This window comes from Streptosporangium sp. LJ11, assembly GCF_051918945.1.
Lineage (GTDB): Bacteria > Actinomycetota > Actinomycetes > Streptosporangiales > Streptosporangiaceae > Streptosporangium.
This window is the reverse complement of the sequence record NZ_JBPXMB010000007.1, coordinates 189,381-205,946: the sequence shown is the minus strand read 5'-3', so window position 1 is coordinate 205,946 and position 16,566 is coordinate 189,381. Positions and strand designations below refer to the sequence as shown.

Annotated in this window: 7 protein-coding genes; 4 read left to right on the top strand and 3 right to left on the bottom strand. The window is 72.0% G+C overall.

Going from position 1 to position 16,566, the window contains the following annotated elements:
* Positions 1 to 10: 10 nt before the first annotated feature.
* Genes ACTOQ3_RS13000 through ACTOQ3_RS12985 form a run of 4 tightly spaced genes read left to right on the top strand, consistent with a single transcriptional unit; the run spans position 11 to position 12,904 of the window.
* On the top strand, positions 11 to 8,998 hold the full coding sequence (locus tag ACTOQ3_RS13000; protein ID WP_440083639.1) for an SDR family NAD(P)-dependent oxidoreductase: 8,988 nt from the start codon (positions 11 to 13) through the stop codon (positions 8,996 to 8,998).
* Positions 8,995 to 11,448 carry a beta-ketoacyl synthase N-terminal-like domain-containing protein gene (locus ACTOQ3_RS12995; protein ID WP_440083638.1) on the top strand — a complete coding sequence of 818 codons (2,454 nt, stop codon included), beginning with the start codon at positions 8,995 to 8,997 and terminating at the stop codon, positions 11,446 to 11,448. The genes ACTOQ3_RS13000 and ACTOQ3_RS12995 overlap by 4 nt, the downstream gene beginning before the upstream one ends.
* Positions 11,445 to 12,311, top strand: coding sequence for a thioesterase II family protein (locus ACTOQ3_RS12990; RefSeq protein WP_440083637.1), 867 nt, complete (start codon positions 11,445 to 11,447; stop codon positions 12,309 to 12,311). Before ACTOQ3_RS12995 ends, ACTOQ3_RS12990 begins: the two co-directional genes overlap by 4 nt.
* Positions 12,308 to 12,904 carry a flavin reductase family protein gene (locus tag ACTOQ3_RS12985; RefSeq protein WP_440083636.1) on the top strand — a complete coding sequence of 199 codons (597 nt, stop codon included), beginning with the start codon at positions 12,308 to 12,310 and terminating at the stop codon, positions 12,902 to 12,904. The genes ACTOQ3_RS12990 and ACTOQ3_RS12985 overlap by 4 nt, the downstream gene beginning before the upstream one ends.
* 46 nt (positions 12,905 to 12,950) lie before the next feature.
* Here ACTOQ3_RS12985 and ACTOQ3_RS12980 read toward each other — a convergent pair whose 3' ends face one another.
* From ACTOQ3_RS12980 to ACTOQ3_RS12970, 3 genes are all read right to left on the bottom strand, one after another.
* A complete protein-coding gene (locus ACTOQ3_RS12980) occupies positions 12,951 to 13,688 on the bottom strand; it encodes a helix-turn-helix domain-containing protein (protein ID WP_440083635.1) in 738 nt (245 codons plus the stop codon).
* 978 nt (positions 13,689 to 14,666) lie between these two features.
* Positions 14,667 to 15,338, bottom strand: coding sequence for a response regulator (locus tag ACTOQ3_RS12975; protein WP_440083634.1), 672 nt, complete (start codon positions 15,336 to 15,338; stop codon positions 14,667 to 14,669).
* Positions 15,335 to 16,546: a sensor histidine kinase gene (locus ACTOQ3_RS12970; RefSeq protein ID WP_440083633.1), complete on the bottom strand. Its 1,212-nt coding sequence runs from the start codon at positions 16,544 to 16,546 to the stop codon at positions 15,335 to 15,337. Before ACTOQ3_RS12970 ends, ACTOQ3_RS12975 begins: the two co-directional genes overlap by 4 nt.
* Between the last annotated feature and the right edge of the window lie 20 nt (positions 16,547 to 16,566).

Below are 16,566 nucleotides of genomic sequence, written 5' to 3'. Positions count from 1 at the left end.
AACCGAGCGTATGGATGAAGCCATTTCTTCTGGTGCGGCCCAGACTCCTCTCACGCGGGCGCTCGCGACGATCCGGTCGTTGCGGCAGCGGCTGGAGGAGCAGGAAGGGAGGCAGCCGATCGCTGTCGTCGGCGCCGGGCTCCGGCTGCCCGGCGGCATCGACGATCTCGACGGCTACTGGGATGCGCTGGCCGGCGGCCGTGACCTGGTGCGGACCATGCCGGAAGCGCGGAAGGGACCGTTCGCCGAAGCGTGGGCGACCCTGCCGCGGCGGGGCGGTTTCCTGGAGGAGGTGCTGGATTTCGACGCCGCCTTCTTCGGCATCAGTCCTCGCGAGGCCCAGAGCCTGGACCCGCAGCATCGGCTCCTCCTCGAGGTGACGTGGGAGGCGCTGGAGGACGCGGCGCTGCCGCCGGACCGGCTCGCCGGCACCCAGACCGGCCTCTACCTGGGCATCATGTGGCAGGACTACCGTGAGTGGCTGACGGATGACCCGGACGCGTACTGGACGACCGGGAACGGCCACAACTTCGCGGCCGGTCGCATCGCGTACACGCTCGGGCTGACCGGACCGGCCATGGCGGTCGACACGGCCTGTTCCTCGTCTCTCGTGGCGGCCCACCTGGCCGTCCAGGCCCTGCGCAGGGGCGAGTGCGACGTGGCGCTCGTGGCGGGGGTGAACCTCATCATGTCTCCCCGGTCGACCCGTCTCGTCCAGGAGACCCGCTCGCTGGCGCCCGACGGCCTCTGCAAGACCTTCGACGCGCGCGCCAACGGCTTCACGCGCGGTGAGGGCTGCGGAGCGGTCGTCCTCAAGCGCCTCGACCACGCGCTGCGGGACAACGACCGGGTGCACGCCGTGATCCACGGTTCGGCCGTCAACCAGGACGGCAGGTCCGGCGGATTCACCGCCCCGAACGTGCTGTCCCAGGTGTCGCTGATCGAACGGGCGATGGCGGACGCCGGCGTCGAGCCCGCGGACATCGGCTACGTCGAGGCGCACGGCACCGGCACGTCCCTCGGCGACCCGATAGAGATGGAGGCACTGGCGACGGCGCTGGGGCGGCGCAACGGCGGCGCGCCCCTGCAGGTCGGCGCCGTCAAGACCAACCTCGGTCACCTGGAGTCGGCGGCGGGGATCGCGGGCCTGCTCAAGGCGGTCCTGTGCCTGCGGCACCGCAAGGCGCCACCGGTGGTGCACTTCCGCACTCTGAACCCCCGCATCGACCTCTCCGGCACGGGGATCACCGTCTCGGCCGAGCTCACGGCCTGGGACCCGGCGAGCGGAGGCTACGCGGGGGTCAGTTCGTTCGGGATGAGCGGTACCAACGCCCACCTGATCCTCTCCGCGCCCGATCCCGGCGCCGATGCGCCGGCGGCCGGGGAGGCGCGGGCCGATGGGTTCGAGATCTCGGCCAGGACGCCTGAGGCGCTTCGCGCGCTCGCCGGCCGGTACGCGAACCGGGTCGCCGGGCTCGGCCCGGCCGACTACCCGGCGTTCGCCTACACGGCCACGCACGGGCGCGCCCGGCATGACGTACGGGCCCGCGTCACGGCGGCGGACCCCGCCTCGGCGGCCGCGGCACTACGGGCGCTGGCCGCCGGTGAGCCGTCCCCGGCCCTCACGATCGGCGGCCGGGACGAGGGCGGCGACGCGGCCGCGTCGCCGCCCCGCCGGATCGTCGGCCTGCCGTTCTACCCCTGGCAGCGTGTGCGGCACGCGCCCGAGTACGTTTCCGCGGAACGAGGCGCGTCCACGGCGTACGAGCTGGTGTGGGCGGCGGCCACGCCGGAGGGGACCGGTGACGGCGGCGCGCTGGTCGTCGCGGGTGCCGACGCCGAGCCGCTCGGCCTGCTCGTCCGGGAGGCGGCGGGGCAGGGGCGGACCGGCACCGTGCTCGGTCCGGTCTCCGCCGGCGTTCCCGCAGGATGGGAGCACGGTGAGCTGCCCGGCGGAGCGGACGGCTGGCGCCGGTTCTGGGAGACCCGCGGCGACGGACCGGCCACGCTCATACTCACCGCACAGGAGGTGCCGCTCCCCGGCGCCGCGGATGACGTCGCCGCGCCGGCGGCGGTCACGGCGGCGCTCTGTGCCGCCGTGACGACGGCGGTCGGCGCGGCGGCCGGCGACGGCGGGCCCCACGCGCGCGTGTTCCTGGTCACGCGTGCGGCCCGCCGCGTCGATGACGGCGATTCGTTGATCACGGTCGGTCACGGCGCTCTGCACGGCCTGGCGCCCGTCCTGGGCCTGGAGGCAGGCGCCGCCTGGGGCGGTGTCGTCGACCTGCCGGCGCGGCCGACCGCCGAGGACACGCGGGCGCTTCTCGCGTTCGTCGCCGCGGAGTCCGGGGCGGGGCCGTCGGCGGTCCTCGAGGACCTGGCGGCCGTACGCGACGGCCGGGTGCTCACCGCCCGGCTGCGCGGGAGCGAGGGGTACGTCCCGGAGCTGCCCGTGCACGCCGACGCCACCTACATCGTCACCGGCGGGCTCGGCGCGGTCGGCCGGGAGATCACCGTCGAGTTGGTCCGCCGCGGCGCCCGCAACCTGCTGCTGATCGGCCGCCGGGCCCCGGAGACACTCGGCACGGCGGCCACCGCGCTGCTGGCCGAGCTGCGCGGACGCGGTGCGCGGATCGAGTACCGGGGCGGCGGCTGCGAGACGCCGGCCTCGCTCGCCGCGGCCTGTGCCGGTCTCGCGGACCTGCCGCCGGTGCGCGGCGTGGTCCACGCCGCGGGGGTGGCCGACCCTGTTCCACTGTCCCGGCTGCGCACCGCCGACTTCGAGGCGGCGCTGCTCGGCAAGTTCGCGGGCGCGTGGTGGCTGCACGAGGCCGCACACGCGTGGCCGCTGGACTTCTTCGTCATGGTCTCCTCGGTTTCGGCGGTCTGGGGAACCGAAGGGCATTGCGCCTACTCCGCCGCGAACGGCGCGCTCGACGCGCTCGCCGCGCACCGGCTGTCCCTCGGGCTGCCGGCGACGAGCGTCGCGTACGGGCCGTGGGCGCTGGCCGGCGCCGGAATGGCGGACGAGGCCTCGTTGCGTCGCTACGACCGGATCGGCGTCGGCGCGTTGAGCGCGGAGCAGGGCGTCGCCGCGCTGACCGCACGGACCACGGGCCCCGCCGGCCACGTGGTGGCCTGCCCACTGGACCTGCCGCGGTTCGCCGAGGTGATGTCGGTCGTGCGGCCCCGCGGCCTGTACGCGGGCATAACCGGGGGAGCCCACGACGAAGGCCAGGCGGACGGGCGAGACGAGCCGTCGATCATGGCGGAGCTGACGGCGCTGCCCGAACGCAGCCGTCCCGCCGCGGCCCGGGCGCACGTGCGGCGTCTGGTCGCGGCGCAGCTGGGCCACGCGGACCCGGCGGAGGTGGCCGAGGACACCGGGTTCTTCGACCTCGGCATCGACTCGATCATGGCGGTCGACCTGGTCGGCCGCTTGTCCGGCGCGTTCGGCGTGGAGCTGCAGTCCGCTGACGTGTTCGACCACCCGACCGTCGCGGAGCTGGCGGAGTTCATCCTGGCACGGACCACGGCGGCGGGGACCGGCCGTGCCACGGCCGGCCGTCCTGACGCCCGCGTCCCGCGGCCCGTGCCCCGCCAGGAAGGCCGGACGGCACCCGGGACCGCGACCGGCGAGGGGATGGGCGGCCGGAGAGAGCCCATCGCGATCGTCGGCATGACCGGCAGGTTCCCCGGCGCGGACTCGGCCGACGAGCTGTGGACCCTGCTGCGCGATGGGCGGGACGGCGTCGCGACCGTGCCGGAGGACCGCTGGGACACGATGGTCTTCACCGGAGACGTCCGCCGGTCCGGCAGGATCACCACCGATCAGGGAGGGTTCCTCCGCGACATCGACCGCTTCGACGCCTCGTTCTTCGGCATCCCGTCCCGCGAGGCCGACAATCTGGACCCGCAGCAGCGGTTGCTGCTCCAGTCGGCATGGCACGCGCTGGAGGACGGCGGCATCGACCCCCACGGTCTGAAGAACTCCCGCACCGGCGTCTTCGTCGGCATCAGCTACGGCGACTACGCGCGGATTCTCGCCGGCGGCGGTCCCGAGCAGATCGACGCCTACTACAGCACGGGAACCGCGTTGAACGCCGCCGCCGGCCGGATCGCCTACCTGCTGGGGCTCAACGGCCCGGCGGTGGCCGTGGACACCGCGTGCTCCTCGTCGCTGGTGGCCCTGCATCTCGCCGTCCGGTCACTGCGAACCGGAGAGACCGACGCGGTGCTCGCGGGCGGCGTCAACATCATCCTCGATCCGATGTCGTCGGTCGCGGTGAGCCGGGCCCACATGCTTTCGCCCGAGGGACGGTGCAAGGCCTTCTCCGCCGATGCGAACGGGTTCGTCCGCTCCGAGGGCTGTGGCGTGCTGGTACTCAAACGGCTGAGTGACGCCCGGCGCGACGGCGACCGGGTGCTGGCCGTGATCCTCGGCAGTAGCGTCAACCAGGACGGCGCCTCCTCCGGCCTGACCGCGCCCAGCGGCACCGCCCAGGAGGCCATGCTCCGCGCGGCCCTAGCCGACGCCGGCGTGGCCGGCTCGGAAGTGTCCTACCTGGAGGCGCACGGCACCGGCACCTCCCTGGGCGACCCGGTGGAGATCGGGGCGGCATGGCGCGTCCTGGGGGAGGACCGGCGGCCGGGCGACCCGCTCCGCATCGGCTCGGTGAAGAGCAACGTGGGGCACTGCGAGTCCGCCGCGGGCGTCGTGGGCGTCATCAAGACGGTCCTGGCGATGCGCAACGAGGTGATCCCCGCCAACCTGCATTTCCGCGAGCCGAACCCCCACGTGGCCTGGTCCGAGATGAACGTCGAGGTTGTCGCGGCGCCGGCGCCGTGGCCCGCCGCCGGCCGGCCGCGCATCGCAGGCGTATCCGGTTTCGGCTTCACCGGCACCAACGCCCACGTCATCCTGGCGGACCCGGAGGACGTCCCGGCTCCGCGTGAGCCGGACGCGGACGACGACGCCGGTGTCCCCCACCTGGTCACGCTGTCGGCACCCGACGCGGCGGGGCTGGCACGGCTGTCCGGCGCCTGGGCCGAGCGGCTCGAGGCCGCCCGCGAGGACGAACTCGGCGCGCTCGCCGCCGTCTCGGCCACCGGTCGCGCCCACTTCCCGTACCGCCGTGCCCTGTCCGGGGCCACGCGGGACGCGATGGTGGCCGCCCTGAGGGCGCCGCTGCCCCAGGATCCCGTCACCCGGGCCCCGCGCGTCGCGTTCCTGTTCACCGGCCAGGGCAGCCAGTACTTCGGCATGGCACGCGAGCTCTACGAGACCGAGCCGGTCTTCCGCGAGGTGTTCGATCGCTGCGAGCGGACTCTCGCCCCCTTGCTCGGCGCCTCCCTGGCCGACTTGATGATGTACGGCGACGATCCGGCGCTGATCGACGAGACCCGGGTGACCCAGCCCGCGCTCGTCACCGTGGAGATAGCCCTCGCCGCGCTCTGGGAGTCCTGGGGCGTGACTCCCGCGGTCCTGATGGGACACAGCGTCGGCGAGATCGCCGCCGCGATCCACGCGGAAGTGCTGGACCTGGAGACGGGGCTCACCCTGATCGCGGAGCGGGCGCGCCTGATGCAGGCGACGGAACGCGGTGCGATGCTCGCCGTCGTCGCCGGCGAGACGGACGTCGCCGGCTGGATCGCCGGGCGCGATCTCGACGTCGCCGCGGTGAACGGGCCGGAGTCGACCGTGGTGTCCGGTCCCTCCGAGGCGATGGACGAGTTCGTGGGATGGCTGCGGGACCAGGGGGTGCGGCACCGCCGGCTCAGCGTGTCGCATGCCTTCCACTCCCGGCTGCTCGATCCGATGATCGAGGACTTCACGGCGGCGGTCGCAGCCATGGAGATGCGCGACCCGCAGGTGCCGATCATCTCCAATCTGACCGGGCGGCTCGTGGCGCCCGGGGAGTACGACGCGGAGTACTGGGCGCGGCACGCCCGCGAACCGGTCCGTTTCCACGCCGGAGCACAACGGCTGGCCAACCTGGACGTCGACGTCTGCCTGGAGATCGGTCCGGATCGCACGCTCGTCAACCTGGTGCAGGCCGCCGGGCTGACGCCCCGGGGCGGCCTGGTCTCCTCGCTGCGCCGCCGGTCGGGCGACCGGGCGGCACTGCTGACCGCGGTGAAGTCGCTGTACGAGCGGGGCCAGGACTTCGACTGGAAGCGGATCCACCGGCGGAGCGGCGGGGACCTGCCGCGTGGTCCGCTCTACCCGTTCGCCGGCACCCGGCACTGGGCCGACGTGCCCGGGCAGGGCGGGTCCCGGTCGGGCCTGCGCGTGGCCGCCTGGGGCACGGAACTGCGCTCGCCCGGGCTGCGCGGCCGGGTCTTCGCCACCGAGCGCAGCACCGACTTCCCCGCGCATCTCACCGACCACCGCCTCTTCGGCACGGTGTCGGTGCCGGGGGCGTCGCAGACGGCCACCGTACTGTCGGCTCTCGGAGCCGATGGATCCCCGATCGTCCTGGAGGACCTGCACTTCCCGCGCGCCCTCGTCCTGCAGGAGGGGGAGCGCTATGAGACGCAGATCATCCACGAGGTGCAGGACCACGGCGCGCACACCGTCAGCGTGCAGAGCCTCGTCGCCCCCGACGAGGGCCGCTGGCAGGAGCACCTCGCCGCCCGGATCGTCCCGCCGGTCCCGTCGGCGTCGTGGCCCGTGCCGGACCCCGGCACGTTCATCGGCCGTGCGGAGCGTTACCTGTCCGGCGACGACTTCTACCGCCATCTGTGGACGCTCGGCTACCACCTCGGCCCGTCGTTCCGCTGGATCCGCGATGTCTGGATCCTCGGCGACGAGGCGCTGATCAGGTACGCCGAACCCGCGGAGATGAACGAGAACCCGGCCAGCTACGAGATCCACCCCGGTCTGCTGGACTCGGTGCTGCAGAGCGCGGTCACCTTCGCCGTCGGGCTGCCCGGGGAGGACGCGACGGAGCAGACGGCCCTGAGCATCCCGTTCGCGGCCGCGCGGCTGGCCTTTCCCGGCCGTCCTGTGCCCGGTCGCGAGCTGTGGGGGCACGTGCGGGCCACCCGCCGTCACGACGGGGGAGCCGGTGACCTGCTCCACATCGAGGCCGCGGACCTGCACGTGTTCTATCCGGGCGGCGGCACCGTCCTGGTGGTGGAGGGGTTCCGGTTCCGCCAGGCCCCCCGCGCGCTGCTGCAGCGCTCCCTGCGGGAAGGCAGCGACCTCGCGTACGCCCTCTCGTGGGTCGAGCAGGAGCCCGCGGTCGAGGGAGCAGTCACGCACATGTGGCGCATCGCGGTCGTCGACGCCGACCATGTCCACGGGCTGCCGGAGGAACTCGACTCCCTGGGCCACCGGGTCACGGTCATGGGCGCGGACGACCACGACGGCGCCGCCGACCTCATCGTGGACACGTCCTTCCACGCGACGGACGGTACCGCGCCGGACGACGCCCTCGCCGCGGTCCTGGCCCTCACGGAACGGCTCCGGGCCGTCCCGCGGCACATCCCGTACGCGGTCCTGTGCGCGGACGGCGCACGCGCGGCGCCGGTCCGCGAGTCGCTGTACGGCCTGCTCACGGCGCTGGAGGCGGAGCAGCCGGACCGCCGGCTGCTGCGCGTCACGCTCGCCGAGGGGTGGGACGACGCCACGGTCGCGGAGGCGCTGGTCCGCTCACTCGACGAGAACGTTCCCGAGACGCGGCTGAAGATCGGCGCGGGGGAGGTCAGAATGGCCCGCCTGCGACCGGTGGACCGCAGCGACGGCGACTCCGCCCGAGTGAGCGGCGACGGCGCCGCCCTGATCACGGGTGGTCTCGGGGCGCTCGGTCTCAGCGCCGCAGGTTTCCTCGCCCGCCGGGGTTTCCGCTCGATCGCTCTGATGGGCCGCTCGGCTCCGGACGAGGCCGCGCGGAAGGTCATCGACGAGCTGACCGCGCGCGGGGTCCGCGTTCACGTGCTGCGCGGTGACGTGAGTGAGCCGCAGGCGTGCCGCCGGGCCGTGGCCGAGGCCGCACGAGACCTGCCGCTCCGCGCTGTCCTGCACCTCGCCGGGGTCAACGACGACAACGCCTTCGACAACCTGACCACCGCGTCCTTCGAGAAGGTGTTCGCGGCGAAGGCCCGCGGCGTCGCCAACCTGGCCGCCGAGCTCCGGGATCACGAACTGGACGCGTTCGTGCTGTTCTCCTCCGCGTCGGGCGTCCTGGGGACGGCCGGACAGGCGAACTACGCGGCGGCCAACGGCTGTCTCGACGGCATGGCCGAGTCGCTGCGCGCGGCGGGCGTCCGAGCGACGAGCATCGACTGGGGCGCGTGGGTCCCGCAGGCGAAGGGCGGCATGGCGGCATCCGCGGCGACCCGGCGGGCCATCGAGCGGATGGGCGTGCGCGCCCTGTCCGACGACGAGGCCGAGGAGCTGTTGCGGCAGGCTGTGGAGGACGGGCACACCCGGCTCGTGGCCGTGGCGCTCGACCCGGAGCGCTACATCGAGAACGCGGCCGGCCATCCCCGTGCGGCGCTGCTCGCGGGCCTGGCCGTACCGCGACCGCGGCGGACGACACCGGAGGCGGACGGCCGGCCGCGCGGCTGGCTGGCCGGCGTCCTCGCCGACATGGATCCCGCGGACCGTGACGACCGGCTTCGCGACACGCTGCGCGACATGGTGGGCGATGTCCTCGGCGCTGCGGTCCTGACCGACGACGACCTCGGGTTCGGCGACATCGGCCTCGACTCGATCATGGTCATCGACCTGCGGACCCGGCTGTCCCACGCGCTCGGGGAGGACCTGCCCGCCACGGTGGCCCTCGACCATCCCACCGTCGGGCAGCTGTCCGCCCACCTCGCCGAGCTGTTGCTCCCCGCGGATCCCGGGCCGGCGGATGAGAACGGGCCTGTGGATGAGAACGGGCCGGCGGACCAGGTCGCGACGCCTCCAGCCGAGATCGACCCCGCGGACCTGTCGCTCGACGAACTCATCCAGGCCGTGCGGACCGATCTGGCATCGAAGAGATGAGGGTGGACATGGTGGACGTCCCGGAAATGCGCAACCTGCTGGAAGATCAGCTCAGGCTGTCGCAACGGCTCAGGGCACGGATCCGGGAACTGGAGGAGGCCAGGCACGCCCCGATCGCCGTCGTGGGCATGGGTCTGCGGTTTCCCCGTGAGATCGACTCCCCGGAGGACTATTGGGACTTCCTGCGCGGTGAGGGAACCGCGTTGTCGGAGATCCCCGAGGACCGCCCCGGCCTGCGGTCGGTGTACGACCCGGTCGCAGGCAGGCCGGGCCGCTCGTACGTCGACCGCGGCGGGTTCATCTCCGACATCGCGGGCTTCGACGCCGAGTTCTTCGGCATCTCTCATCGCGAGGCCAAACAGCTCGACCCGCAGCAGCGGATGCTCCTGGAGACCGCGTGGGAGGCCCTGGAGCGGGCGGGGGTCGCCGTACGGCGGTCCGACCGGCTCGACGTCGGCGTCTACCTGGGCATGATGGCCTCGGAGTACAGCGAGCGGCTGGAAGACCCCACCCGGGCCCGCATCAGCCCCTACTACACGACCGGCGGCGGCCTCTGCTTCGGCGCCGGGCGGATCAGTTACGTCATGGGCTTCTCCGGACCCGTCGTGAGCGTCGACACCGCGTGCTCGTCCTCGCTCACCGCTCTGCATCTCGCGGTACGCGGCCTGCGGGACGGCGACTGCCGCTACGCGCTCGTCTGCGGATCCAACCTGTTGCTGTCCGCGAATCTCATGGTGTCGCTGTGCCAGACAGGGGCGCTGTCGCCCGACGGCCGGTCCAAGTCGTTCCTCGCGTCCGCGGACGGTTACGGTCGTGCCGAGGGCGTCGGAGCGGTCCTGCTGATGCGCCTCGGCGAGGCCGAGCGCGGGGGCCACCCGATCCTCGCCGTCGTCCGGGGCACGGCCGCGAACCACGACGGCGCGGCGTCCGGCCTGACCGCGCCGAGCGGTCCCGCGCAGCAGGAGGTCATCCGGGCGGCGCTCGCCGACGCGGGCGTCGATCCGGCCGACCTCGGCTGGATCGAGGCCCACGGCACCGGGACCGTGCTCGGCGACCCGATCGAGGTCGGCGCCCTGGACGGCGCCGTCGGCACGGCGATACGCAAGCGGGACACGCCGTTGGCGCTGGGAAGCGTGAAGTCCCGCCTGAACCACATGGAGGCCGCGTCGGGCATCGCGTCGTTGATGAAGACCGTGCTGATGCTCCGGCACGCGGAGATCCCCGCCGCCGTGGACGACGAGGACGGCGACCTCAACCCGCACATCCCCTGGGACCGGCTGCAGTTCACGGTGCCGCGCCGTAACCAGCCGTGGCCGCGGTCCCTGCCCCGCAGGATCGCGGGGGTCAACTCGTTCGGCATGAGCGGCACCAACGTGCATGTCGTTCTGGAAGCGTACGAGCAGGGGGAGCACGCGTCACCCGCCGAGGGCACGCGGCGCGAGCTGCTGACCCTGTCCGCGAAGCATCCGGAGGCCCTGGCCGATCTCGCCAAGGCCGTCGCCGTCCACCTGGAGAAGGCCGACCAGGCGGCGCTCTCCTCCATCTGCCACACGCTGCGAGCCGGGCGGGCCGCCTTCGCGCACCGCCTGACGGTCACCGGAACGACCCCGGCGGAACTGGCCGAACGCCTCATCGAGGCGGCGCGCGGGCCCGTGGGCGCGGTGACGCCCGTGCGGTCGGTGACGTTGCGACTTCCGGAGGACGGCGCGGACGCGGGCCCGCTCGCCGAAGCGGTCGCCGCGCTCGTGGCGGCGTTCCCCGCGCTGGAGGAAACCGTGGACGACGCGCCGCCGGGCGAGCGGCTGGTGCGTCTCCTGCGCCGTCTCGGCGTGCCGGCCCGGCCACGGTTCGGCGGGCCTGGGGATCGGGGCGACGTACGGCTGGAGTGGCGGTCCGGGCACGACACGGGAACCCACTCGATGCCCCTGGCCGGCGACTCCCCCGAGACCGCGCCGGACCTGCTCCTCGACGCGCTCGCGCAACTGTTCGCATCGGGCGGCGACCCGCGTCTGGACGCGTTGCGCGCCTCGGGTGCGCGGCTGGTCGGAGACCTGCCGACCTACCCGTTCCGCCACGTCCGGTTCTGGATCGACGAGCCGGCGGCGTCCTCGGCCGGCGTCCCTGCCGCGGACGCCGAGACCCTTGACGCCGGCGGGACGCCGCCGGACTCGTACGACCGGGAGAGCATGCGGACGTACCTGCTGGCCGTGCTGAAGGACGTCCTGGACGCGCCGGACGACATCGACCCGGAGTCGTCACTGCTGGAGGCCGGCGGTGACTCGTTCATCTTCACGCTGTTCCTGGCGAAGGTCGAGAAGCACTTCCAGACCGGGACGCCCCCGGAGGACCTTCCCCTTGAGGTGCCGATGGCCGAGCTCGTCGAACTCCTCACCGACCACATCGTGGAGACGACGGGCGCGGCGCCCGCGGCGGCGGGGACGGGGGCGTGAGCGGGGCGGGCGGTCACATCCGGGCGGCGTCGCCGCCCGGCTTCGTCCGGCCCCGGCCGGTCGAGGATCCCGAACTGCGGCTCCTGGTGTTCCATCACGCGGGAGGGTCGGCGGCCGCGTACTACCCGCTCGTGCACAGCCTGCCGCCGACCTGGGACCTGGTCCTGATCGACCTTCCCGGCCGGGGCAAGCGCCATCGGGTGCCGACGATCGGGGACATGGCCGGGCTCGTCTCCGTCGCGGCTGAGGACGTCCTCGGCTGGGCCGGTCCGCCGATCGGGTTGTTCGGACACAGCCTCGGCGCCATCGTCGCCGCCGAGGCCGCTCGGACGGTGATCGAGTGTGTCGACCTGGCCTGGCTGGGGGTGTCGGCGCGTCCCGCGCCGGACCGCCGGGTGCGTACGGCGTTGGACCGGCCTGACCTGTCCGACGAGGAGTTGCTGCGGGAACTGGCCGGTATCGGTCATGTCCCCGGCCGGATCGACGAGGTGCCGGAGTTCCGCGATCGGTTCCTCCGGCTCGTCCGGGCCGATCTGCGGGCGCTCGGGTCATACCGCCCGGCTCTGGACAGGACGCCGCTGAGGGTGCCAGTGACGGCGTTCGGGGGAACGCAGGATCCGCTGGCTCCGCCCGACTCGGTCGCGGCCTGGGAACAGGAGACGACGGGCTCCTTCCGCCGGCGATTGTTCATCGGGGCCCATTTCTACTTCCTGGGCACCGCCTTTCCGAGGTTCGGCAGGGTGATCCGGCAGGAGATCCAGCGCTCGTTGACATTCCGTTCCCGCGTCGCGGCCGGGCTGTCCCAGGGAACCGCGGCGCCTCGCCCGATCACCCTTCCTCAGAAGGAGGCTTCACCTTTATGAACCCGGACAACGCGATACCGCTGCGCGGCAAGCAATCGCAGCGCCTCACCCCGGCCACGGACCAGACGGAGGAGTCGGTCGACATCCGCCCGCTGTGGGCGGGCTTCCCGACGGGCGTGTCGATCGTCACGGCGATGGACGGCGACGGCCGGCCCTGGGGGATGACCTGCACCTCCCTGTGCAGCGTGTCACTCGACCCCCCGATTCTGCTGATCTGCCTGAGGTGCGGCAGCCCGACGCTGAAGGCGGTTCAGGACCGCGGGCTCTTCGCGATCAACCTGCTGCACGACGAGGCCCAGGCGTCGGCGGAGCTGTTCTCCTCCGGGGTCGTGGACCGGTTCGACCACATCCAGTGGCGCGTCGACGAGCGTGCCGCCGGACCACACCTGCCGAACTCCGCCCACACCATCGCGGACTGCGCCGTGGTGGAGGACAGCACCGTCGGCGACCATGTGGTGATCATGGGAAGGATACGCAGGATCACCCGGGTGGGCGCGCACAAGCCTCTGCTCTACGGGCTGCGCCGCTACGCGACCTGGCGCGAGACGGTGGCCGGCAATCCCATCTCTTATGAGTACGACTTCATCTCGTGATGCGCACGCAAGTGTCCGGGGCTCGCACGGGCCCCGGACCGCGGAGTCAGGCCACGCTGGGAAGGGGGTCCAGGCCGGGGAGCGCGAGGAGGATCGGCGGACGGGTCCAGTCCAGCGGCCGGATCGCCACGTGCAGTTCCACCTCACGGTTCGGCCGGCCCGTGATCGGCCCTACCGTGTCGACGAGCAGCGGCTGGTCGCAGTAGGGCGTCATGGGAGAGTGCGCTCCGTGCGCCACCGCGTGGAGGTACCAGGTCCCCGGCGGTATGGAGGTGAGGCGAAAGGGGCCGGGCTGGTCGCGCATGGCGCACGCGTACGGGTGGCCCTGCAGGATGGGGCTGTCGAACACCCCGATGTAGATCGACGACAGGGGCGCGCCCAGGACTTCGATCGTGCCCGTCACCGAGCCGCATGCCTTGGTCAGCGCGTGCGGGACGGCGGTCCCGACTCTGATGTCCTCATCACCCTGGGTCATCCTCCGATACTGGGTGGGGGAGAGGCCGACGGACTCGCTGAACCGGCGGGTGAAGGTCCCGGTACCGCTGTAGCCGACCTGCGCCGATATGTAGGCGACGTTGAACGAGGTCGTGAGCAGTAATCTCTTGGCCTCCTGCAGGCGGACCGCGCTGAGGAAACGGCCAGGCGTCACGCCGGTCGCGCGGCGGAACATCCGGAGGAAGTGAAATTTGCTCAACATCGCCATTTTGGCGAGATCTTCGAGGTGGAGCGGTTCGCTGTAACGCTCATGGATCGCCGTCACGGCACGCTCGATCAGGTATTCCATTTTGGGCTCCCGTTAAGAGGCTCTTCGGCGAGGATTACTCCTGTATCGCGGCGGGGCCGGGGCCCCGACATGATGAGTGGGGAGGGTCGCGACGCGCCGAGGCGCGTGTCGTCTTCATTCACGGGAGCCCGCTCGACAAGGTCCCCGTAGAACAGTCGGCGTTCGGTGACGAGAGGCCGGTTCTACCTTGTCCATCTTGACCTCGACTCCAGGATGGTCAGAGTCAACGCAGAGTGAGGAAACAGAAGTGATGTGGAGGTGGCGGTATGCTGCCGACTCCTACCCCGTGCATATTTGGAGTTGCAGTTATTACCCCTGGTATGCGAACTTTCATGTCATGCTTACGTAATCGGCGCAATATGTCTTCTTCCTCCTTGCTCAATGCTCATCGAATGTAGGCCGTAACATTCCGTGAGTCCCTGGTACGCTCTTCTATTCAGCCGGGCATCTTTCCGCCATCCGGGCCGACCTTAAATCGGTCGGCGGGCGGGCGGGACGGGGCGTCCGGGGCGCTGGCGACGCCGCGGGGCGGGTTCCGGCGCGTCATAAGGGAGGGGGTGCGCGACCGGCGCTTCCTTTTCCGGTTCCGCGAAATCGCCGTTCACGCTGGTCGCCGGGCGGGGAAGGAGAACGCCGGCGGCGTCGGTGCGAGGACGTCACCGCGAAGGCGGCGGCATCTCCGCCGGCAACGGTCAGAAGTTTTGCGGGATGCCGCGGGACTGGCGGAAAGTTTCAGATGAGGCGTCATCCACGGCCGCGGCTCCGCCTGAATTTCCGATCGTGCGGCCGCCTATTTTTTTATCATCCGCCCGTGCTCTCTTTTTTGATAAATCGTTGTTAATTTTATGTGACGCCCGGGTGGACGTGTTGGTCTCGGCCGCGGCGGGCACTCTCGATCGGGGTGTTCCGGCCGGAGTTCTCCAGCGGGCTCCGTCCGCCCCGGCGATCACCCGGCCCCGTGTACCCGGCCTTCGCCGTTCACCGCGAAGGTGGCGTGTTCCGCGCGGTCACGAGCCCGGTCTCGTACGCGAAGACGACGAGTTGCGCGCGATCTCGGGCGCCGAGCTTGGTCATGGCTCGGCTGACGTGGGATTTCGCGGTCGCCGGGCTGATGACCATGTGGGTGGCGATCTCGTCGTTGGACAGGCCCTGGGCGACGAGCGCGACCACCGCGCGCTCTCGGTTGGTGAGAGTCTCCAGCTTCTTCGGGCTGACGCTCGGCGGCCGGGTGACGAACTCGCCGATGAGCCTGCGCGTGATGGCCGCGGACAGGAGCGCGTCCCCCCGGGCGGCGACCCGTACGCCATGGAGCAGGTCGGACGGCTCGGTGTCCTTCAGGAGGAACCCGCTGGCCCCTGCCCGGAGCGCGTCGTAGACGTACTCGTCCAGGCCGTAGTTGGTCAGGATGACGACGTGCACGCCGGACAGCCGCGGATCGCCGGCGATCCGTCTCGTCGCCTCGATGCCGTCCATCACCGGCATCTGCACGTCGATCAGGGCGACGTCGGGCATGTGCTCCACGGCGAGTTCGACCGCTCGCCGCCCGTCCGCGGCTTCGGCGACGACCTCGATGTCATCCTCCGCCTCCAGCAGCGCGCAGAAACCCGCCCGGATGAGAGCTTGATCATCGATAAGGATGATACGGATCACGCTCTCTCTTTCGCTTCGCGACCGGCCATGGGGTCATGTCCGCCCGGCCGATCGTCCGGCGGCACCCGCAGGGGGATCTGGGCGTCGACGGAGAAACCGCCCTCGGGCCGGGGCCCGGCGTACAGCCGGCCGCCGAGAGCGGTGATGCGCTCCCACATACCACGCAGGCCCACCCCCGGCTCGGAGGGCGGTCCGAGCGTCCCCGGGCCGTCGTCGTCGACGCGTATGGTCAGCAGGTCGGAGCCGTAGTCGATCGAGACGGTCGCGGTGGCGGGCCCGGCATGCCGTGTCACGTTGGTCAGCGCCTCCTGGATGATGCGGTAGACCGCGCGTTTGAGGTCGGCGGAGAGCGCGCGGCGGTCACCGGTGACCGTCACCGTGGTGGGCAGGCCGGCGGCACGGGTGCGGTCGATCAAGCTGGGCAGGCGGTCGCATCCGACGCCCGGCTCGTCGGCGCCGCTCTCGGGCCGGTGTCGCAGCACCTCAAGGGTGGCCCGCAGCTCGTTCATGGCGTCCGCGCTGGCCTCCTGGACGGCCAGCAGGGCCTGCGGGACTTCTTCGCCCCGTTTGCGCGCCAGGTGGATGGCGACCCCGGCCTGCACCTTGATGATCGAGATGCTGTGAGTAAGAGAGTCGTGCAGTTCTCGTGCGATCCGCAGGCGTTCCTCACCGGCTCGGTGGCGCGCGGCCTCCTCGCGCGCGCGTTCGGCCTCGGCCGCCCGTTCCTCGACCTGGCGGGTGTAGGCCGTCCACTGCCGGAACGTCTCGCCGAGGACCGCGCTCGCCACCAGCCACCCCGTGAGCAAGAACCGGTTCTCGACGATCTGGCGGACGTCCTGCCCGACGACTGTCAGATCGGCGACCACGACGATGACGATGGCCGCGGCCGGTATCAGCGTGCTGAGGCGGTGGCCGCTCCGCACCGCGATCAGCAGCGCGACCATCACCGGGACGGCCGCAGCCACCCCCGGGTAGCCTCGCAGGAGATAGCCGAGCGCGCACACGGTGGTCACGAGCAGCGCCGAGACGGGTGCGCGCCGACAGGCGGTGAGCGCGAGCGGGCCGGTGAGGAGCAGGACGTAGCCGAGCGGGTCGAAAGGGGCGCGGCCGTTCGGAGCGAGGGCCGCGCTGGCCAGCGCGAAAGCGGCCGTGGCGGCGGCGAGAGCCACGTCGGGCAAGAACTTTCTGAGCCCCCACGGGATGTCCATATGCGTATCCTAGATACGAC

Coding starts and splice junctions, on each gene's coding strand:
- ACTOQ3_RS13000 (WP_440083639.1), top strand. CDS start 11: ATGGATGAAGCCATTTCTTCTGGTGCGGCCCAGACTCCTCTCACGCGG.
- ACTOQ3_RS12995 (WP_440083638.1), top strand. CDS start 8,995: ATGAGGGTGGACATGGTGGACGTCCCGGAAATGCGCAACCTGCTGGAA.
- ACTOQ3_RS12985 (WP_440083636.1), top strand. CDS start 12,308: ATGAACCCGGACAACGCGATACCGCTGCGCGGCAAGCAATCGCAGCGC.
- ACTOQ3_RS12980 (WP_440083635.1), bottom strand. CDS start 13,688: ATGGAATACCTGATCGAGCGTGCCGTGACGGCGATCCATGAGCGTTAC.
- ACTOQ3_RS12970 (WP_440083633.1), bottom strand. CDS start 16,546: ATGGACATCCCGTGGGGGCTCAGAAAGTTCTTGCCCGACGTGGCTCTC.